Below are 20,569 nucleotides of genomic sequence, written 5' to 3'. Positions count from 1 at the left end.
CCCCGCCAGTATCGCGGTGAGGTCCTCCGTACCGGCTCGCGCAGCGTCGGCACCTCCACCAGCACCACGGTGAGCTGCGACTCCTCCAGCCGGTACCGTGCGCCGAGCAGCGCCGCCGTGTGCAGGGCCGTACGGACCGCCGCGGCGGTCGGGCGGATCGGCACGGCCGGCACCCCCGCAGCGGTCAGCCGGTCGGCCACCCCCTGAACGCTTGTCAGCGCACCGGTCGTCGCCCCCTGGCGCATCAGCCGCTCATGGAAGGCCGTGATCGTGCCGACCGGGCCCGCGTCCTCGCGGCTGTGCACCTCGCTCGACGGCAGGTTGAGATCGACGTAGGCTTCGTCGATCTCCGATCGGCCCACCACGTCGATGCTCACCCGCCGGGGATCGATCCGGTCGTCCAACGCCGCCCGTGCGATCGCCGCGACCAGTGCCGCCCCGCCGAGTTGCACGTGGGTGGCGGGCATCGTCAGCACGCCGGCCCGCCGGGCGAGCTCGAAGGGCACCGGGCTCGCGAAAAGGCAGGCGTCCACTCCGGGGCCCAGCCGCGTCACCTTGTCCGCCGCCTCCTGCTCGTCGCGGTAGGCGGCCGCGACCAGGCGACAGGGCACCGGGGCGGCTGAATGCCCCATCAGCATCACCCTCTCGACCAGATCATGCGACCCCACCACACCGATTGTGAGCTCCGGCGCCACCGTGCTCAGGCGTGACCCGCGCGGATTGTCTTCCGTGCGCTCGACCAATGTTCGTCCCATCCCACGTGCCTCGTCGTCATGGCTTCCATTGGAACGATCGCTGGTTAGGGCCGAAATGTCACGCCCGGATTTACCGGAATACCATTCGGGTGTCGCTGACCCGGTCTCTACAATGCAATGTTTCCGCTGGTCAAGACGGAAAAATGGGATTCTAGGCTCATGCCTCGCTCAAAGGGGAAATTTCATGTTCCACATCTGCCAGCCGTTCTACATCGGCGCCGAGCGCCTGCATGCGCTGCGCGAGCGCGGCGTGGCCGCGGTCGATGAGATAGCCGGACCCGATGGAGGTCTCGCCCTCGGCGGCCAGGCCCGCGAGCACGAGCGCGATGCCGGAACGCAGGTCGTGCGCGGTCACCTCGGCGCCGTGCAGCGGAGTGGGACCGTGGACGACCGCGCGGCTGTCGTCGACCTCGATGTTCGCGCCCATCTTGTTCAACTCGCCCGCCAGCGCGAACCGCCCGTCGAAGATGCGCTCGTGGATGTAGCTGGACCCGTCGGCCAGGCAGGCGACCGTCATCAACGGCGACTGCAGGTCGGTCGCGAAGCCCGGGTAGGTGTCGGTGATCACGTTGATCGGGCGGAGCGTCCGCTCCCGGCGGACGTGCAGCACGGCGCCGTGGGTCTCGAACTCGACGCCCATCTGCTCCAGCTTCCAGCGGACCACGCCCAGGTGCTCGAGAGAGGCGCCGACCAGGTTCACCTCGCCGCCGGTGATCGCCGCCGCCATCGCGAACACGCCGGCGTCGAGCCGGTCGGGCATGACCGTGTGCTCGACCGCGGTGAGCTCGTTGACTCCCTCGACCGTGATGAAGCCGGTGCCGCCCCCGTGGATCCGCGCGCCCATCCGGGCGAGCATGGCGATGACGTCGAGGACCTCGGGCTCGAGCGCCGCGTTCTCGATGACGGTGGTTCCCCTGGCGAGCGAGGCCGCCATGATCAGGTTCTCGGTGCCGGTGTGGGAGGGGGTGTCGAGGTAGAGCGGGTGGCCGACGAGCCCGGCCGCCTTGATGTGGATGACGCTCTCCCCCTCGTCGACGACCGCGCCGAGGCGCTTGTAGCCGAGGTAGTGGAAGTCCAGGTTCCGGCTGCCGAGGTTGCAGCCGCCGATGCCCTCGATGACCGCCTCGCCGAGCCGGTGGAGGAGGGCCGGCACGAACAGCACGGACCCGCGGAACCGCCGTGCGATGGCGGCGGGGAGGACCGGGCTGGTGAGCCGGGAGGCGTCGATGACGAGCGTGCGCTCCGTCTCGTGGAACTCCACCTTGGCGCCCACGGCCTGCGCGAGCTCGACCGCCCGGCGCACGTCTTCGATCACCGGCACGTTGCGCAGCACGGTACGGCCCTCGGCCGCCATCAGCGCGGCCCCGATCATCGGCAGTACGGCGTTCTTCGCACCCTGGATGAAGGCGGTACCACGCAGCACATTGCCACCACGGACGCGGTAACGAACCATGGACCAGACTCCTATGTTGGGGGAGGGATGGGGGATCCGCATGAGGCGGCGGCTTCGCCACAGCGTAGCCCCTGATCCGGATGTTTCAGCCGAACTCGCACGGGTTGCCTGGGGGCGTGCGCCGTACCGGTCCGGACGGCTTGCGCAGTGCCCCGGACGGGGGCACTGAAACAAGCCTGCTCACAGGTATCGTTCAGGTCCGGTTCAGGCCCCGTTGCCAGGCCCCGGTTGCCAGGCCCCGGTTGTCAGGTCCTGTTCAGACGCCGGACGCGTGCAGCGCGATGTCGGAGCGATGGTGGGAGCCCCGCATGGAGATCTGTTCGAGCGCCTTGTAGGCGTGCGCCCTGGCCTCGGCCACGTCGGTCCCGGTGCCGATCACGTTGAGCACCCGGCCGCCGTTGGACACCAGCCGCCCGCTCTCGTCACGCGAGGTGCCCGCGTGCAGGACGTACGTCCCCGCACCGCCGGCCGGCCCGCCACCGGGCGGGAGCCCGGTGATCTCGTCGCCCTTGACGGGGTCGGCCGGGTAGTTCTCCGCGGCCAGCACGACGGTGACCGCCGCGCCGCCGCGCCAGCGCAGCGGCTCGTGCGCGGCCAGGTCGCCGGTCGCGCAGGCGAGCAGCAGGCCGCCGAGCGGCGTCTCCAGCCGGTCGAGCACGACCTGCGTCTCCGGGTCACCGAAGCGTGCGTTGAACTCGATGACGCGCGGACCCGCCTCGGTGAGCGCCAGGCCCGCGTACAGCACGCCCGTGTACGGCATGCCACGGCCGGCCAACTCGGCGACGGTCGGCAGCACGATCTCCGCCATGACCTGGTCGGTGAGGCCGTCGGGAGCCCACGGCAGCGGCGTGTAGGCGCCCATTCCTCCGGTGTTCGGTCCCTTGTCCCCGTCGTGGGCGCGCTTGAAGTCCTGCGCGGGCTGCAGCGGCACGGCGGTCGCGCCGTCGCACAGCGCGAACAGCGACACCTCGGGGCCGTCCAGGTACTCCTCGATGACGACCCGTCCACATGCCCTGGCGTGCGCGAGGGCCTCGTCGCGGCTGTCGGTCACGACCACGCCCTTGCCTGCCGCCAGGCCGTCGTCCTTGACCACGTACGGCGGGCCGAACTCGTCGAGTGCGGCGGCGGCCTCCTCATCGGTCACGCAGGTGAAGGCCCGGGCGGTCGGCACTCCGGCGGCCAGCATGACGTCCTTGGCGAACGCCTTGGACCCCTCGATCGCCGCGGCCTCCCGTGCGGGGCCGAAGCACGGGATGCCGGCGGCCCTGACCGCGTCGGCGACTCCGGCGACGAGCGGCGCCTCGGGTCCGATGACGACGAGGTCGACGTCCAGCCGGCCGGCCAGCTCCGTCACCGCGGCGCCGTCGGTCGCGACCACCTGGTGCTGCTCGGCGATCTCGGCCATGCCCGGGTTGCCGGGCGCGCAGTGGACTTCGGTGACGGCGGGATCGAGCCGCAGGGCACGGCAGAGGGCGTGCTCGCGCCCTCCGCTTCCAATGACAAGTACGCGCACCCGCCCATTGTCTCGCACCGGCCCGGCGCGATTTCGCGCCGCCGAACGGGATGCCACAGGGGTCGCCAGGATATGGCGGCTGCTTTTGGCAAGAAACGCATGATCGGCGATGCTTCCTGGGGGTAGCCTGAGAAAGGTGCCGACCTGTGGTAGGTTGGGCGGGCTGAGTGCTGTCTCGTGGCGATTGGAGGTGGTCCGGGATGAATCCTGGTGATCCTGTCAGTACGTGCTGGCGCACGTACGACGTGCGCATTCCCGACCACTCCGAAACCGAAGCCCGAGGGGCAGCTCACGCCTGTATTGAGGGGTGACATCACGTCGCGCGTAGAGCGTGCCGACTCGGGCGGGAAGGGACCGCCATGCGCTCCTCGATTCTGTTCACCCGCATCAACAGGCACGGCCGGATGGTGCCGCCACGCCTCAACGGGTCGGTGACCGCCGCCGCCACGCCGAGCGGCCCGCCGGACAACTCCGTGGTGGAGTTCGGCGCCTACGTCGGCGGCGAGAAGGTCCCCGCCCGGGACATCCCCGAGGCGGTCAGGCTGGTCCGCGAGCACAACCACGACAGCCCCGTCCCCGACGCCTACGTGTGGGTCGGCCTGCACGAGCCCGACGCCCCCGAGGTCGAGTGGCTCGCCGACGTCTTCGGCCTGCACCCCCTCGCCGTCGAGGACGCCATCAAGGCCCATCAGCGGCCCAAGGTCGAGCGGTACGGCGACTCGCTGTTCGTCGTGCTCAAGACCGTCGCCTTCATCGACCACGTGGAAACCGCCGCCACCGGCGAGATCATCGGCACCGGCGAGATCATGGTGTTCGTCGGGCCCGACTTCGTGGTGACCGTACGGCACGGCCGGCACTGCCCGCTCAGCGACGTCCGGGAGCGGATGGAGGCCGAACCGAAGATGCTGGTGCGCGGACCGGCCGGTGTGCTGCACGCGATCGCCGACCATGTGGTCGACAAGTACCTGCAGGTCGCCGACCTGATGCAGACAGAGCTCGAAGAGGTCGAGTCGGCCGTCTTCACGCAGGTGAGCTCCCGCGACATCAACCGCATCTACCAGTTCAAGCGGGAGATGCTGGAGCTCAAGCGGGCCGTCGGCCCCCTGCAGACGCCGTTCAACGCGCTGCCGCAGCGCCGCATGATCCCCTCGGAGATGCGGGAGTACTTCCGCGACGTCGGCGATCACCTGTCCCGGGTGTGCGAGCAGGTCCAGGCGACCAACGAGCTGTCCGACTCGATCCTGCAGGCCGCCCTGGCGCGCTCCAACGCGCTCGCCAACGAGGACATGCGGAAGATCTCCGCCTGGGTGGCGATCATCTCGGTCCCCACCATGATCGCGGGCCTTTACGGCATGAACTTCGACTACATGCCCGAGGTCAAGACGGTTTGGGGCTACCCGGTCGTGCTCGGCGTCATGGCCTTCGTCTGCACGCTCCTCCACCGCGCCTTCCGCCGCAACGGCTGGCTCTGACCGCAAACCTTCCCGGAATTTCATGACATATGCAATGAATTTTTATTTATTGCGATTTCCGGATTGATATTGTTATCTGGCAGGGCAGGACCTCGACAGGCGACCGTTTCCAACTTTACAGGAGCGTGTCATGACAGAGGCCATACCTCGCCGGGAGACACGGGAGACCCTTCCCATCACGCGTGAGCGTCCCTTCGACCCGCCGGACGAGCTGGGACGCTGGCGGGAGGAGGCGACCGTCCGCCGGATGACCTACGCGGACGGCCATGAGGGGTGGGTGGTCACCGGGTATGCCGCCGCTCGCGCCATCCTCGCCGACCCCCGCTTCTCCAACCGCCCCGAGTTGCTTCATTCGCCGTTCCCGAATCGCCCGATCAGACGCGAAGACCTGGAGCGGATGCCGCCGGGCTTCTTCATCCGGATGGATCCTCCCGAGCACACCCGGTACCGGAAGCTGCTCACCGGCCAGTTCACCGTGCGCCGGATGAAGCTCCTGGAGCCCAGGATCGCGGAGATCGTCGCCGACCACCTCGACGCGATGGAACGCCACGGCCCTCCGGTGGACCTGGTGCCGACCTTCGCGCTGCCCATTCCCTCCCTGGTGATCTGCGAACTGCTCGGCGTGCCGTACGGCGACCGCGAACGGTTCCAGCGTGACTCCGCCACGCTGCTGAACCTGGAGACGCCGCTCGACGACGCGCAGGCCGCCCTGGACGACCTGTTCGCCTATCTGCACGAACTCGTGCTGCGTAAGTCGACAGAGCAGGGAGACGACCTGCTCAGCGGGCTGATCTCCGCCGGCGAGCTGACCGACCGGGAGATCGCCGGCATGGGGCTGCTGCTGCTCATCGCCGGGCACGAGACGACCGCCAACATGCTGGGGCTCGGCACGTTCGCGCTGCTGTGCGACCCGGCGCAGCTCACGGTGATGCGCGATGACCCCGGCAGCGTCGAGAACGCGGTCGAGGAGTTGATGCGCTACCTCAGCGTCGTCCACCTCGGCCCGATCCGGGCCGCCCTCGAGGACGTGGAGATCGACGGCCGGTTGATCCGCGCCGGGGAGTCCGTGCTGCTTTCGCTGCCCCTCGTCAACCGCGATCCCGAACGGTTCGCCGATCCCACCGTGCTCGACCTCGCGCGGTCGGCGCAGGGCCATCTGGGGTTCGGCCACGGGGTCCACCAGTGCCTGGGGCAGCAGCTCGCCCGGGCGGAGATGCGCATCGCGTTTCCCGCCCTGCTGCGCCGCTTCCCCGGCCTGCGCCTGGCCGTACCACCGGAGGAGGTCCCGATGCGGGCCGCGATGGCGATCTACGGCGTCCATCGCCTTCCGGTGGCCTGGTAGGAGGTGAAAATGAAGATCAACGCGGATGCCGGACGATGTGTGGGCGCCGGGATGTGCGCGCTCACCGCGCCCGCGGTCTTCGATCAGAGCGACGACGACGGCACGGTGGTGGTGCTCGACCCCGAACCGCCGGAGGCGCTGCGCGCCGCGGCCGAGCAGGCCGTACGGCTCTGCCCGTCAGGAGCCCTGTCCATCACACCCTAGGCTCCCCTGGCCCTGGTCAAAGCCCGATGCGCGAGAATTCGCAAGATCACGGGAAGGGGGTGAAGGGGGGAAGCCGTGGGTTATGCGACCACCGGGCGGAGGGGGCTGATCGGCTTGGCGAGCGGCAGCTTGCGGGCCTGCCAGAGGTCTCGCATGCGGTCGGGATAGTCGGTGACGACGGCGGAGACGCCCATGTCGATGAGCCGGCCGGCCTCCACGGGGTCGTTGACCGTCCACACGACGACCGGGAGGCCGTGCCGGGCCGCGTCGGCCATGAGAGCGGCGTCGACGATCCTGCGATCGGGGGACAGCGTGGTGGCGCCGACCGCGGCCGCCGCTCCGGCGACTCCGGCGGCGAAGTCGGATGGTCGCAGCCCGTTCATCCAGACCGGGTGCATCGTGTCCCGCTCGACCAGGGCGTACCGCCGTTCGGTCATCGGCCGGGCGGCCTCGAGGATCCGCCAGTCGAAGCTGAGGATGGCCGACCTGGACAGCCGATCGTGCCGGTCCAGCTCCGCGACCACGAGCTCGGTGAACTTACCCGGGTCCGCCGACAGGTCGGGGCGGGTGGGATCGGACTTCAACTCGACGTTGAGCCGCACGTCGTCCGCGCCCAGCGCCCCGATCAGGCCGAGCACCGCGCCGAGCGTCGGCATCCGGGTGTCCGGCAGCGGCACCTGGGTCATGGCGAACTGGTCGTCGGGCCGCTGCGGCAGCCGTACGCCGACGTCCAGCGTGCGCAACTGGGGCAGCGTGAGCGAGATGATCGGCTTGCCGACATAGGGGAACATCTCGTCGCTCGGCGCGGCCATGCCGGTGTCCGCGCTCGTCACCGACGAGACGACGAGGTCGTGGGTGAGGACGATCTCGCCGTCGGCGGACATGGCTACATCGAACTCCAGTGCGTCCACCCCGAGTTCGAGTGCGAAGGCCAGGCCGGGGAGCGTGTTCTCCGGTCTGAGCCCACGCGCCCCTCTGTGACCATGCAGCTCAACTTTTTCAAGCACAAGGGCAGACCCTACTGGGTCGCCCGCTCAGTGCCGCGCATTACCGTCCCATACGGCGTGGCCGTACGGGACTTTACCGGACGGGGTGCCGCACCTGGGACACGCGCATGTTGGATCCAGCCGTACGTGACCCGGACGTGGCGAGACTCAGACGAGGGAGCGGAGCTGCAGCGTCTGGGTGCGGCCGGGACCGACGCCGATGGCGGAGACCGGCGCGCCGCTCATCTCCTCCAGCGCCCTGACGTACGCCTGGGCGTTCGGCGGCAGGTCCTCGAAGGTCTTGGCTCCGGTGATGTCCTCCTGCCAGCCGGGCAGCTCCTCGTAGATCGGCTTGGCGTGGTGGAACTCGGTCTGCGTCATCGGGATCTCGTCGTGCCGCACGCCGTCGACGTCGTAGGCGACGCAGACCGGGATCCGCTCCAGCCCGGACAGCACGTCCAGCTTGGTGAGGAAGAAGTCGGTGACACCGTTGATCCGCGTGGCGTAGCGCGCGATGACCGCGTCGAACCAGCCGCAGCGGCGGTTGCGTCCGGTGGTGACGCCGAACTCGCCGCCGGTCTGGCGCAGCCACTCGCCCTGCTCGTCCAGCAGCTCGGTCGGGAACGGCCCGGAGCCGACGCGCGTGGTGTACGCCTTCAGGATGCCGATTATCCTGGTCAGCCGGTTCGGGGGGATGCCCGAGCCGGTGCAGGCGCCGCCCGAGGTGGGCGAGCTCGACGTGACGAAGGGGTAGGTGCCGTGGTCGATGTCGAGCAGCGTGCCCTGGCCGCCTTCGAGCAGCACGACCTTGCCCTCGTCGAGCGCCCGGGTCAGCACGAGCGAGGTGTCGGTGATGTGGGGGCGCAGCCGCTCGGCGTAGCCGAGGTACTCCTCCAGGATCTTGGCCGGCTCCAGGCCGCGGCGATTGTAGATCTTCGTGAGGATCTGGTTCTTCTCGGTGAGCGCGGCCTCGATCTTCTGTCCGAGGATGCCCGGGTCCAGCAGGTCCTGTACGCGGATGCCCATGCGGGAGATCTTGTCGCCGTAGGTGGGCCCGATGCCCCGCCCGGTCGTACCGATCTTGGACTTGCCGAGGTAGCGCTCGGTCACCTTGTCGATGGCCTTGTGGTGGGGCATGATCAGGTGGGCGTTCGCCGAGATCAGCAGGCGGTCGCAGTTGATTCCGCGTTCGGCGAGGCCGTCGATCTCGCTGAGCAGCACACCGGGGTCGATGACGACGCCGTTGCCGATGACCGGCACGACGTCAGGTGACAGCACCCCGGTCGGCAGCAGATGCAGCGCGTACTTCTGATCGCCGATGACCACGGTGTGGCCCGCGTTGTTGCCGCCCTGGTAGCGCACGACATAGTCGACGTCGCCGCCCAGCAGGTCGGTGGCCTTTCCCTTGCCCTCGTCACCCCACTGGGCGCCAACGAGAACGACAGCCGGCATGGTCCCACTCCCGAGCACAAATGGAAAACCCCTGACGCAAGCGCGACAGGGGCTCTTGCAACCAGAGACTATCCCAGGCCCCGCGGCTCCGGGGACCTGGGATGATCGGGCGTTGCCGTCGGAAACCAGTCAGGGCGCGCCGTTCAGAGCGTCGGCGGCGGCCGCGCTGCTGTCCCGCAGGAACTGGGCGCAGCGCTCGGCCTCGTCCTTCTCCCCGATCGCCTGCGCCGCCCGTGAGAGCGCGAACAGGCATCGCAGGAACCCCCGGTTCGGCTCGTGCTCCCAGGGGATCGGGCCGTGGCCCTTCCATCCGGAACGCCGGAGTTGGTCGAGCCCCCGGTGGTAACCGGTGCGCGCGAAGGCGTACGACGTCACCGCGTGGCCTGCCGCGAAGTAGTCCTCGGCGAGGGTGGCCCAGGCCGCCGGGTAGGCGGGGAAGCGCGCGGCCACGTCGGCCGCCTTCGTGCCCGCCTCCAGCATCTCGCGGGCCTCGGGGTGGTCCGGCAGCAGGGTGGGCGCCGGACCGGCAAGGAGGTTCTCATGCGATTCCATGTGCACAGTCTCACCTGTGGAGGGCCCGAAAGTAATGGCAGGTCCCAGTGACGTTCACCGCGTTCACGCGGAAACGGAAGATCGCCGAAAAATCCTCCGTTTCCGCGTGGCCGGACCTACTTACTTGAGCTTCGTGCCGGCGGACTTCAGGTGCCGGCACGCCTCGACGATCCGGGCGGCCATGCCGGCCTCGGCGGACTTGCCGTACGAACGGGGGTCGTAGGCCTTCTTGTTGCCGACCTCGCCGTCGACCTTCAGGACGCCGTCGTAGTTCTTGAAGATGTGGTCCACGATCGGCCTGGTGAAGGCGTACTGGGTGTCGGTGTCGATGTTCATCTTCACCACGCCGTACGAGATCGCCTCGTGGATCTCCTCGAGCAGCGAGCCGGAACCGCCGTGGAAGACCAGGTCGAACGGCTTGTCCTTGCCGTACTTGGCCCCGACGGCCTCCTGGATGTCCTTGAGCACGGACGGGCGCAGCTTGACGTGCCCGGGCTTGTAGACGCCGTGCACGTTGCCGAAGGTCGCCGCGAGCATGTAGCGGCCGCGCTCGCCCAGGCCGACGGCCTCGGCGGTGGCGATGGCGTCCTCGGGCGTGGTGTACAGCTTCTCGTTGATCTCCCCGACGATGCCGTCCTCCTCACCGCCGACGACACCGATCTCCATCTCCATGACGATGCGGGCCGCGGCGCACTTCTCGATCAGTTCGGCGGCGATGGAGAGGTTCTCCTCCAGCGGTACGGCGGAGCCGTCCCACATGTGGGACTGGAAGAGCGGGTCCTGCCCCCGGGAGACCCGCTCGCGCGAGATCTCGATGAGCGGGCGCATGAAGCCGTCCAGCTTGTTCTTCGGGCAGTGGTCGGTGTGCAGGGCCACGGTCACCGGGTACTTGTCGGCGACGACCCGGGCGTACTCGGCCAGCGCCACCGACCCGGTCACCATGTCCTTCACGGTCGTGCCGGACAGGAACTCGGCGCCGCCGGTCGAGACCTGGATGATTCCGTCGCTCTCCGCCTCGGCGAAACCGCGGAGCGCGGCGTTCAACGTCTGGGACGAGGTCACGTTGATCGCCGGGTAGGCGAAGCCACCCGCCTTGGCCCGGTCGAGCATCTCGGCGTAGACCTCTGGGGTCGCGATAGCCATCGGTAGTCATCTCCTCTTGGACGTTAACCCGGCGATGCCCAGTATCCCGAAGGTCACGCCGCGGAGGAAAGCGGCACCGCCGAGGGCCGCGAGGTACGCGCGGAGCGCCTGTTTCGCTTGACTCTCGGCTGATACGCGCCGGGTAGGCTCACCTCGTGGACGTCCTCCTCGATCTACTCGACCCGAAGTGGTGGCTGGGCATGCTCGGCGCCTTCGCCACGATCGGCGTCATCGCCATCGTGTTCGCCGAGACCGGCCTGCTCGTCGGGTTCTTCCTTCCGGGCGACTCGCTGCTGGTGGCCGCGGGCATCTTCAGCGGCGCAGCCGCCGCGCAGAGCCTGGGCATCGAACCACTGTCGCTGCCCGCGCTGCTCGTCTTCACGCCGCTCGCCGCCATCGCGGGAGCGCAACTCGGTCACTATCTCGGCTCGAGATTCGGCCGCAAGATGTTCGACAAGCCGGACTCCCGGCTGTTCAAGAAGGAGCACGTCGACAAGGCGGAGTTCTACTTCGAGAAGTTCGGCCCGGCCAAGGCCGTCGTCGTCGCCCGGTTCATGCCGATCGTCCGTACCTTCATGAACCCGGTCGCCGGGGTGCTGGAGATGGACCCGCGACGTTTCTTCCTCTGGAACGTCGTGGGCGGCGTCGTGTGGGTCGAGGCGCTGCTGGTGCTCGGCCACTTCCTCGGCACCAGGGTCGAGAACATCGACAAGTACATCCTGCCCGGCGTCTTCGTGATCGTCGTCCTGTCGATCCTCCCGATCGTCAGGGAGGTGCTGAAGAACCGCAAGGCCGCCCGGGTCGAGCCGAAGGGCCGCCATCACGCGCCGAAGTGACCCATAGGCACTGAGACAAGTCTCACACCCGCTACCCTTCCACAATGTGGGACGGCACAGGTCTGACCCGATGGGCATCACCAGGCTGGCATTCGTCGGCCTGGCGGTGTTGCTGCTGGTCGCGCTGATCGTGATCGGTGCGCGGGCGCTGCTGTCCGCGCTCGGCTCCGGCGACGTTCCGGAGCCCGCTCCGTCCCCAAGCGCACCCGCCACCGCTCCCGCGACCCCCGCGGAGACGGCGCGACCGCAGAGCACGGGGACTCAGAGCACGGGGACTCAGAACACGGGGGTGCCCACCGTACGGATCGTCTGCGAGGCCGACAGATGCCCGGTCTTCGTCCGGGTGCCCGGCGGCGACGTGCTCATCGACCGCGACCTGACCCAGGATGAGCAGGCGTCCTATTTCGAACCTGAACTCGACGTGGTCCTGGGTGACGGAAGCGCGGTCCAGGTCTTCGAGAACGGCAAGCCCCGCGCCGCCGGCAAGCCCGGCGAGCGTGAATCTTTCAAAGTCACGCGAGCCCGAGATCGCTGAGGCTGAAGGCCGAGCGGTACGGCAGGCCGGTCGCGGCGAGGTTCTCGTCGCCGCCGCGGTGCACGATCGTCGCGATGCCCACGACCTCGGCGCCGGCCTCCCGCAGTGCCTCGACCGCGGTCAGCACCGAACCGCCCGTGGTCGTGGTGTCCTCAACGGCCAGCACGCGCCGCCCGGCGACGTCCGGCCCCTCGACCCTGCGCTGCAGGCCGTGCGCCTTGCCCGCCTTCCGCACGACGAACGCGTCCAGTGCGCTGCCGCGCGCCGCCGCCGCATGCAGCATCGCGGTCGCCACCGGGTCGGCGCCCAGCGTCAGTCCTCCGACGGCCTCGTAGCCGAGGTCCTCCGTGAGATCCAGCATCACCCGGCCCACCAGCGGCGCGGCCACCGCGTCCAGCGTGATGCGCCGCAGGTCCACGTACCAGTCGGCCTCCTTGCCCGACGAGAGCACGACCCGGCCGTGCACGATTCCCTTTTTCTTGATCTCGTCAAGGAGGCTGTCGCGGTCGCTCATGGTGCTCAGCGTACGGCCTGGCGATGACGCGTCGGTCACCTGTCGCTCCGGGTAAACCGGTCACCTCGGTTTAGCCATGCCGTGGAGTGCGGAATTAATGGCCTTGCAACGCCCGGTAATCGCGAGGTCACGATGAGTAGACAAGCCCGGCAAACCGACATCGAGTTGCTGGAGGCCGTACACGCCGGCAGCACCGCGGCCTACGGCGTGCTGTACCAGCGGCACGTGGGCGCGGCCAGGTCCCTGGCTCGGCAACTCGTGCAGGGCGAGGACGAGGCCGAGGAGGTGCTGGTCGAGACCTTCGCCCGGGTCCTGGACATGATCCGGTGCGATGGCGGTCCCGCCTGCGCCTTCCGTCCCTACCTGCTGATGGCGATCCGGCGCTACCTGGCCATCGGTGAGGTGGACCTGGCGCATCCGGGTCACGTCCACGTGGACCCGGAGCTGGCCGGGCTGGAACGCTCGGCGGTCGCCCGGGCCTATCTCGCGCTGCCCGAGCAGTGGCAGATGGTGCTGTGGCATGCCGAGGTCGAGGGCGCGGGGCCGGGGGAGATCGGCTCGTTCCTCAACCTTTCCGCGAAAGGCACGGCGGCCCTCGTCGCGCAGGCCCGTGCGGGACTCCGGCAGGCTTACCTCAGGCTCCACGAGGACGCCGGACCCGATGAGGAGTGCCGCCCGGTCCTGCCCAAGATCGTGCAGTACGTCGAGGGCGGTCTGCCCAAGCGTGATGCCGGCGGAGTGGACGAGCACGTCGCCGGGTGCATCGACTGCCGGTCGGTGTACCTGGAACTCGCGGACGTGACGCAGGGATTGCGGGCGATCGTCGGTCCGCTCGTGGCCGGGCCGGCCATCGACGACTACCTCGCGGACCTCGGCGCGGCGGGTGACGGGGTGGGCGTCGAGCCGCGGGGCGTGCCCGTGCTCTCCTGGCTGCCCACGCCGTACCGCGCCGTCATGGCGGGCGCGGCCGCCGCCGCCCTGGCCCTGGGCATGTTCCTGCTCGTCTCCGGGCCGGCCGTCAAGAAGCCCCTGGCGAGGGGAGAATCGGCTCTGCTCCCGTACCTCGCTTCCGGCTCACCCGCGGGCACTCCCGCCGCCGAATCCGATGCCTCCCTGTCCGCCGCGACCGGCACCGCCGGTTCACAGGCGACGGGGTCGCAGGCCGCCGGTTCACAGACGACCGGATCGCAGGCCGTGGGTTCACAGGCCATCGGTTCACAGGCCACCGGTTCACAGGCGGCGGGTTCGCAGACGGCCGGGTCGCAGGCGGCGGGTTCGCAGGCGGTGGGTTCGCAGACGACCGGTTCTCAGACGACCGGGACCCGCGCTCGGGAGGATCGACCGGCGCGGGTGCTCGGCAAGCCTGGACGGGCGGCCCCGCCTGTTACCCGTCAACAGGTCCGGCGGCAGACATCGCCCACGGCCCGGACGGGCCCGACGAATCCGACGAATCCGACGAATCCGAGGGAGTCGGGGGCCACGCGGCCCGCGCTGGTCGCGAGCATCGCCCCGCTCGGTGCGCTCGTGCCGGCCAGACCCGGGATCGTCGCCCTTCGGCTTCGCAACCCCGGTACGGCGGCCGGGCAGGGCGTCACGGCCACGGTACGTCTGCCGCGGGGCGTCACCCCGACGGACTCCGGCACGCGGGACGGCTGGACCTGCCGTACGGCCGGGCAGCGCGTGCGATGCGCTCACCCGGGACTCGCCCCCGGTGAGAAAAGCACGCTCTTCCTGCCGGTGAACGTGGCGGCCGATGCCCCGAAGGGCGAGGGACTCGGGGCATCGGTGCGATCCGGCTCACTCGAGACGGTCGCCAAGTCGGAGTCGGGGGTACGGGACGCCGACGCCGCGGCCAGGTTCGCCGCGACGGGCCGGGTGCTGACCCGGACCATCGGCAACGCGCTGCGGGGCCGCGTCGCCAGACGCCCGGACTGCGTACCCGCCGACTCCGGTGAGCCGCGGGCAGGCGGTTCGGGCGTGGCGGTGCCGGTCGACCTCGACGACGATCCGGCCACGCGCACCTCGAGTTGCGCCCGCCTCGACCTGCCCGCCGGGAGCAGGGTGCTCTGGGCGGGCCTCTACTGGTCGGCGATCGGCCAGGAGAGCACCCGAAACACCGGCGATGCCCGGGCCTCCGGCGCCAGCCCGAGATCCGATCCCGGTCGAGCGGTCAGGGTCCGGCCTCCGGGCGCCCCGAGTTATCGGACGATCGAGGCGACGGAGGTGACCCACCGGGACCGGCGTACCGGCTATCAGGCGTTCGCGGACGTCACCCCCATGGTCCGTGAGGCTCGCGGGGGCCGTTGGTGGGTCGCCGACGCCCCCACCGGGCCGGGGGCCGCCAGGCAGGCCGGATGGAGCCTGGTCGTGGTGGCCGAGGACAGGCGGCAGCCGTACGGCACCGCGACGGTCCTGGACGCGGCCTCGATGGGGAGCGGCGAGACGACGAAGATCCCGCTTGACGGTCTCGCTCCCGACACGGCACCGGCCAGAGTCGATCTCGTGCTGTGGAACGCGACCGGCGCGGGCGACGGCGTGGTGACGTTGAGCGACCGGTCACGGGCGGGTGCCGGTCATCGAGGCAGAAGAACCGGTGTGTCGGCGGTGGCGGTGGACACCTTCCAGACGCTTCTCGGCCGCCACCCGGTGCTCCGGCTGAAGACCAGGCGCGAGGGGCTCCTCTTCGGAGTCGCCGCGATCACCACCCACACGTGGTCCTAACCTCCTGACCACCGGAGGGAAGGCAAAAACAGGGCAAACTGGTACGGTCTGCGTTAAGCACTGCGACGTCAGGGGCGTCGGCTGAATCGCCGGGAATCGCCTCGCGCGATCTACCCGCTTCACTACCCTGATAGAGCCACGTAGGAAGGGCGGTGTCACGTGGATCGGTGCGCGCTGTTCGTTGACGCCGGCTACTTGCTGGCGGACGGCGCGATGGCCGTGCATGGGACCCGCCATCGCGAAGCCGTCACCTGGGACTATCCCGGTCTGCTGCAGTTGCTCACCGGCCTGTCGCGTGAGCGTACCGGCCTGCCGTTGCTGCGCTGCTACTGGTACGAGGCGACCGTTGAGGGTCGCCGGACGCCGGAGCACGATGTGCTGGCCGACATCCCGGGCCTCAAGCTGCGCCTGGCCCGGATCCGGCCCGGTCGTCGTGAGGGTGTGGACGCCCAGACGCATCGCGACCTGATGACCCTGGCCCGCAACAACGCGATCTGCGACGCCGTCGTCGTCAGCGGTGACGAGGATCTGGCCCAGGTGGTCAGCGATGCCCAGGATCTCGGCATCCGTGTCACCGTCATGCAGATCGCCGCCGAAAGCGCCTGGGCGGCATCTCGGACGCTGCGGCAGGAGTGCGACGACCTCATCGAGATCGGCGCCGGTCACCTCCGGCCGTACATCACCATGATCACTAGCGCCGATCCCGGTGGTCCGCCGAGTGGCAACGGTCAGCACCGCCACCAGCAGGCGGCGAGCAACGGCCAGGCACACAGCAACAGCCAAGGGCACGGCAACGGCCAGGCACACAGCAACAGCCAAGGGCACGGCAACGGCCAAGCACACAGCAACAGCCAAGGGCACGGCAACGGTCTGGTGCCGCATGCCAACGGGTCACAGGGGAGCGGGCGGCCCTCGGGCGCGGCGCACGCTCGCCCCTCGCAGCCCTCGCAGCCCTCGCAGTCCTCACAACCCGCACTGCCGGCGCAGCCGTCGCCGCCTGCGCAACTCCCGCCGGCCCCGCCGTCCGGCCCGGCCCAGCCCGCGCTGCCCGCCGGCTCGTCCGGTCCCGCCCACTCGTCCGGCTCTGCGCCGCCATCCAACCCGACCCAGCCCCCGACCTCGGCCCATTCGCCGACGCCCGTAGAGAGTTCGCCGTCCGGCTATCCGGGGTTGGTCTCCGAGCCGCAGTCGCCGCCGTCCCAGGGGCTACCTCAGCGGGCGCGCCATCAGCCCCAGTCGGCTGCTCCGCCGCAGGCTCCGTCATCCCAGGGCGCGTCGTCGCAACATGCCTCGTCGCAGGGGACGCCGCAAGGGACGCCGCAGGGGATTCCGTCCCAAGGTGTTCCGTCCCAGCCGCCGATGTCCTCCCCTTCACAGCAGTACGGGGGCGGTGGGAGCTACTCGCCCGCGCTTGGGCCGTACACAGGGCCGCACCCCGCTCCTGTGCCGCCCCAGTCCGCGGTCACCACGACCCTCGCCGAGGCGGTGCAGGCCGCGCACAAGGAGGGCCATGACTTCGGTGACTCGGTGGCGCGCGATGCTCCTGCTCTCTGGTTGGAGGCGGTTTTGGCGCGTAAACCCCGCATGCCGTCCGACCTCGAGGCGCGTCTGCTGCAGGGATCATCGCTGCCGATCGACTTCCTGCTCCACGACGAGGTGCGTCACGCCCTCCGCCGCGGCTTCTGGGACGCACTCGAACGAGCACGCCACTAGATCTCTAGGCCCCCGACCCCAACCCCCCGTGATCTTGCAGTTTCTCGCAAGCCATCTCCTTGACCTGCGCGAACCTCAGAATGCCTGGTCGGGACGCGATGTGCGAGTATTCGCACGATCACGGGCTTGGGGGTGGGCGTGGGCGTCACTGGAGGGCGTCGAATCCGGCCCGAAGGTGCCTGATCCGTTCACTGAGCTCGGCGATCGCCCCGCTGAGCGTGCTGTCTCCCGACTTGTCCGCGATCTCGCGGACCCGCCGGAGTTCGTCTTGGACGGCGACGATCCGGTTGGACAACTCGGCCAGTAGGGACACCTGACCGACGCCCCCGGCGGCCCCGGCGCCGCCCGACACCTCGGACGCCAACCGCTCGCGAAGCAGCGCCGACTGCTCGGCGAGACGCTGGTTCATCGTGTAGAGCTGTACGAACACGGCGACCTTGGCCCGCAGGACCCAGGGATCGAAGGGTTTGGTCAGGTAGTCGACGGCCCCGGCGGCGTACCCACGGAAGGCGTAGTCGGGGGCGCTGTCGACCACGGTCAGGAAGATGATCGGGATGTTGCGGGTACGCTCCCGCCGCTTGATGTGTGCGGCGGTCTCGAAACCGTCCATTCCGGGCATTCGCACGTCGAGGAGGATGAGCGCGAAATCGGATGACAGCAGGGCCTTGAGCGCTTCCTCGCCGGATTTGGCCCGCACCGGGACCACGTCCAGCGAGCTGAGGATCGCCTCAAGCGCGATCAGATTCTCTTCGCGGTCGTCAACGAGGAGGACCTTTACGCGATCAGCCATCGATCACTCCCCTTCGTCGGTTTCATGAGGCGCTGCGTTCGAGGTCGACCGTGGCCGTTCCGCCACGTCGGAGCGGCCGCGCATCAGCCAGCCGCGGAGTCGTTCCAGGAGTCGGTCGACGTCGACCGGCTTGGGCACGTAGTCGGATGCTCCGGAGGCGATGCTCTTCTCCCGGTCTCCGCGCAGGACCTTCGCGGTAAGCGCGATGATCGGAAGTTCGGCGAACTGGGGCATCTGCCTGATCGCCGAGGTGGTGGCCCAGCCGTCCATCTCCGGCATCATGATGTCCATCAGGACGAGCGCGACATCCTCGTTGCGTTCGAGTTGTTCGATGCCCTCGCGGCCGTTCTCGGCGTAGACCACGGTCGAGCCGTGCCGTTCGAGCACGCTGGTGAGCGCGAACACGTTGCGGATGTCGTCGTCCACGATAAGGATCTTGGTTCCGATGAGCGGGTCGTCACCCTGCCAATCCTGCCCGTCCAGCACCGGCATGATCTGGGGAGTCGGCAGGTCGGTGGGCATCGGGATCTCCGGGCGAACCTCCTCCGCCTCCAGAACGGGCACCGAGACGCGGTGATCGACAGCCGGCCTGCCGGTGGTGGCCCCGCCGTCGGGTGACGCGAGCGGTCCCGAGTAGACCATCGGCAGGTAGAGGGTGAACGTGCTGCCCACCCCCGGTGCGCTGTCCACGTGGATCTCCCCGCCGAGCAGCCGGGCGATCTCACGGCAGATCGACAGGCCGAGGCCGGTGCCGCCGTACTTGCGGCTCGTGGTCCCGTCGGCCTGCCGGAACGCCTCGAAGATGACCTCCAGCTTGTCCGGGGCGATGCCGATGCCGCTGTCCACGACCTTGAACGCGACGACTCCGTCCAGGCCCTGCAGCGTCTCGTCGACGTACGACACGTCCCGCGGAGCCGGGGTGACCTCCAGCCGCACTTGTCCCTTGGGGGTGAACTTGACGGCGTTGGAGAGCAGGTTGCGCAGCACCTGCTGCAGGCGCTGTTCGTCCGTGTGCAGCTCGTTCGGTACGGCCGGGTCCACCGTGACGGCGAACGACAGCCCCTTGTCCTGGGCGAGGGGCGCGAAGGTGGCCTCGACGTAATCGACCAGCTTGGGCAGCGAGAGCTGCTGCGGGTCGATGTCCATCCGCCCCGCCTCGACCTTGGACAGGTCGAGGATGTCGTTGATGAGCTGGAGCAGCGCGGAGCCCGCCCCGTGGATGGTCTTGGCGAACTCGACCTGCTGCGCGGTCAGGTTGCCGTCGGTGTTCTCCGTCAGGAGCTTGGCGAGCACGAGCAGGCTGTTCAGCGGGGTGCGCAGCTCGTGGGACATGTTGGCGAGGAACTCGGTCTTGTAGCGCGAGGAGACCGCGAGCTGCTCGGCCCGCTCCTCCAGCGTCCGCCTGGCCTGCTCGATCTGGAAGTTCTGGATCTCGATGGCCCGGTTCTGCTTGGCCAGCAGCGCCGCCTTGTCCTCCAGCTCGGCGTTGGACCTGCGCAGCTCCTCCTGCTGGCGCTGCAGTTCGTCGGAGCGCTCCTGCAGCTCGTGGGCGAGCCGCTGCGACTCCGTGAGCAGGTCCTCGGTGCGGGAGTTGGCCATGATCGTGTTCGTGGTGACGCCGATGGTCTCCACGAGCTGGGTGAGGAAGTCGAGGTGGACCTCGCTGAACTGGGTGAACGAGGCCATCTCCAGCACGCCGAGGACCTTGTTCTCGAACGGGATCGGCAGGACGACGATCTGTGCCGGCTGCGACCTGCTGAGACCGGTCTCGATGGTGATGTTCTCGCCGGGGATGTTCTCCAGGATGATCGGCTGGTCGCCCAGGGCGGCCTGGCCGACGATTCCCTCGCCGAAGGCGAAGCTCTGCCGGGGGCTCGAGCCCGGCTGGATGCCGTACCCGGCGATCAGGTTGAGCTCGCCGTCCACCACCAGGTACGCGGCGCCGTGGCTGGCGGAGACGAGCGGGGTGAGCTCGCTCATGATCAGCCTGGCGACCTCGAACAGGTCGCGGTGGCCCTGCATCAGGCGGGAGATCCTGGCCAGGTTGGACTTGAGCCAGTCCTGCTCCTCGTTGGCCTTCGTGGTGGCCCGCAGGTTGGCCACCATCGTGTTGATGTTGTCCTTGAGATCGGCGAGCTCGCCCTCGGCCTCAGCCGTGACCGACTGGGTCAGGTCGCCGCGGGCGACCGCGCTGGTCACCGCGGCGATCGCGCGCACCTGTGTGGTGAGGCGGGCGGCCAGTTCGTTCACGCTCTCGGTGAGGCCCTTCCAGATGCCCTCGACGCCCTCGACCCGGGCCTGGCCGCCGAGGCGGCCCTCGGAGCCGACCTCCTGTGCCATTCGGGTGACCTCCGAGGCGAACGAGGAGAGCTGGTCCACCATCCGGTTGATCGTGGTCTTCAGCGCGAGGATCTCGCCCTGGGCGTCGACGTCGACCTTGAGGGTCAGGTCGCCCTTGGCGACCGCCGTGGTCACCTCGGCGATGTCGCGCACCTGGTAGGTGAGGTTGTTCGCCATCGAGTTGACGTTGTCGGTGAGGTCCTTCCAGACACCCGACACACCGCGGACGCGGGCCTGGCCGCCGAGGC

Annotated in this window: 16 protein-coding genes and 1 pseudogene; 7 read left to right on the top strand and 10 right to left on the bottom strand. The window is 69.3% G+C overall.

The features are described from left to right. From Mth01_RS27610 to purD, 3 genes and pseudogenes are all read right to left on the bottom strand, one after another. Window positions 1-653 (bottom strand): annotated as a pseudogene (locus tag Mth01_RS27610) (transcriptional regulator); the annotation flags it as partial. A gap of 259 nt (window positions 654-912) precedes the next feature. After that, window positions 913-2,208, bottom strand: a complete 1,296-nt coding sequence (gene murA, locus Mth01_RS27605) for a UDP-N-acetylglucosamine 1-carboxyvinyltransferase (RefSeq protein WP_204018893.1) — start codon at window positions 2,206-2,208, stop codon at window positions 913-915. A 256-nt stretch (window positions 2,209-2,464) separates the two neighbouring features. Beyond that, window positions 2,465-3,721 (bottom strand): phosphoribosylamine--glycine ligase, encoded by a 1,257-nt coding sequence (gene purD / locus Mth01_RS27600; RefSeq protein WP_204018892.1) that lies wholly within the window; start codon window positions 3,719-3,721, stop codon window positions 2,465-2,467. 359 nt (window positions 3,722-4,080) lie between these two features. Between purD and Mth01_RS27595 the strand changes: the two genes are divergently transcribed. From Mth01_RS27595 to Mth01_RS27585, 3 genes are all read left to right on the top strand, one after another. Next, complete coding sequence (locus Mth01_RS27595) at window positions 4,081-5,193, top strand: magnesium and cobalt transport protein CorA (protein ID WP_204018891.1); 1,113 nt, start codon at window positions 4,081-4,083, stop codon at window positions 5,191-5,193. 130 nt (window positions 5,194-5,323) lie between these two features. Next, the gene (locus Mth01_RS27590) at window positions 5,324-6,535 is read left to right on the top strand and encodes a cytochrome P450 (RefSeq protein WP_204018890.1); all 1,212 of its coding nucleotides are present in this window, start codon (window positions 5,324-5,326) and stop codon (window positions 6,533-6,535) included. Window positions 6,536-6,544: 9 nt separating this feature from the next. Beyond that, complete coding sequence (locus tag Mth01_RS27585) at window positions 6,545-6,739, top strand: ferredoxin (RefSeq protein ID WP_204018889.1); 195 nt, start codon at window positions 6,545-6,547, stop codon at window positions 6,737-6,739. Window positions 6,740-6,819: 80 nt separating this feature from the next. On the opposite strand, the gene Mth01_RS27580 is transcribed toward Mth01_RS27585, so the two are convergent. From Mth01_RS27580 to fbaA, 4 genes are all read right to left on the bottom strand, one after another. Then, window positions 6,820-7,746, bottom strand: coding sequence for a glycerophosphodiester phosphodiesterase family protein (locus Mth01_RS27580; RefSeq protein WP_204018888.1), 927 nt, complete (start codon window positions 7,744-7,746; stop codon window positions 6,820-6,822). A 147-nt stretch (window positions 7,747-7,893) separates the two neighbouring features. Then, window positions 7,894-9,177 (bottom strand): adenylosuccinate synthase, encoded by a 1,284-nt coding sequence (locus Mth01_RS27575; RefSeq protein ID WP_204018887.1) that lies wholly within the window; start codon window positions 9,175-9,177, stop codon window positions 7,894-7,896. A 129-nt stretch (window positions 9,178-9,306) separates the two neighbouring features. Further along, window positions 9,307-9,729, bottom strand: coding sequence for a DUF3151 domain-containing protein (locus Mth01_RS27570; protein ID WP_204018886.1), 423 nt, complete (start codon window positions 9,727-9,729; stop codon window positions 9,307-9,309). Window positions 9,730-9,849: 120 nt separating this feature from the next. Continuing rightward, complete coding sequence (gene fbaA / locus Mth01_RS27565) at window positions 9,850-10,872, bottom strand: class II fructose-bisphosphate aldolase (protein WP_204018885.1); 1,023 nt, start codon at window positions 10,870-10,872, stop codon at window positions 9,850-9,852. A 155-nt stretch (window positions 10,873-11,027) separates the two neighbouring features. On the opposite strand from fbaA, the gene Mth01_RS27560 reads away from it, so the two are divergent. Continuing rightward, entirely contained in the window at window positions 11,028-11,708 is a 681-nt protein-coding gene (locus tag Mth01_RS27560) for a DedA family protein (RefSeq protein WP_239090052.1), read from the top strand. A 70-nt stretch (window positions 11,709-11,778) separates the two neighbouring features. Continuing rightward, window positions 11,779-12,243, top strand: a complete 465-nt coding sequence (locus Mth01_RS27555) for a hypothetical protein (RefSeq protein ID WP_204018884.1) — start codon at window positions 11,779-11,781, stop codon at window positions 12,241-12,243. Here the strand turns inward: Mth01_RS27555 and pyrE are convergent. Next, window positions 12,221-12,757, bottom strand: a complete 537-nt coding sequence (pyrE, locus tag Mth01_RS27550; protein ID WP_204018883.1) for an orotate phosphoribosyltransferase — start codon at window positions 12,755-12,757, stop codon at window positions 12,221-12,223. The two genes, Mth01_RS27555 and pyrE, sit on opposite strands and share 23 nt — an antisense overlap. 132 nt (window positions 12,758-12,889) lie before the next feature. Here pyrE and Mth01_RS27545 point away from each other — a divergent pair, with 132 nt between their 5' ends. Together Mth01_RS27545 and Mth01_RS27540 are read left to right on the top strand one after the other, a co-directional pair. Next, window positions 12,890-15,478 (top strand): sigma factor, encoded by a 2,589-nt coding sequence (locus tag Mth01_RS27545; protein ID WP_204018882.1) that lies wholly within the window; start codon window positions 12,890-12,892, stop codon window positions 15,476-15,478. A 159-nt stretch (window positions 15,479-15,637) separates the two neighbouring features. Then, on the top strand, window positions 15,638-17,191 hold the full coding sequence (locus tag Mth01_RS27540) for an NYN domain-containing protein (RefSeq protein ID WP_204018881.1): 1,554 nt from the start codon (window positions 15,638-15,640) through the stop codon (window positions 17,189-17,191). A gap of 145 nt (window positions 17,192-17,336) precedes the next feature. Here Mth01_RS27540 and Mth01_RS27535 read toward each other — a convergent pair whose 3' ends face one another. Further along, window positions 17,337-17,981, bottom strand: a complete 645-nt coding sequence (locus tag Mth01_RS27535) for a response regulator (protein WP_204018880.1) — start codon at window positions 17,979-17,981, stop codon at window positions 17,337-17,339. A 3-nt stretch (window positions 17,982-17,984) separates the two neighbouring features. Next, a partial coding sequence (locus Mth01_RS27530) for an ATP-binding protein (protein WP_204018879.1) occupies window positions 17,985-20,569 on the bottom strand: 2,585 nt, incomplete at its 5' end.

The sequence above is a fragment of the Sphaerimonospora thailandensis genome (assembly GCF_016863115.1).
GTDB classification, from domain to species: Bacteria; Actinomycetota; Actinomycetes; order Streptosporangiales; family Streptosporangiaceae; genus Sphaerimonospora; species Sphaerimonospora cavernae.
This window is presented reverse-complemented; position numbering and strand designations above follow the sequence as displayed.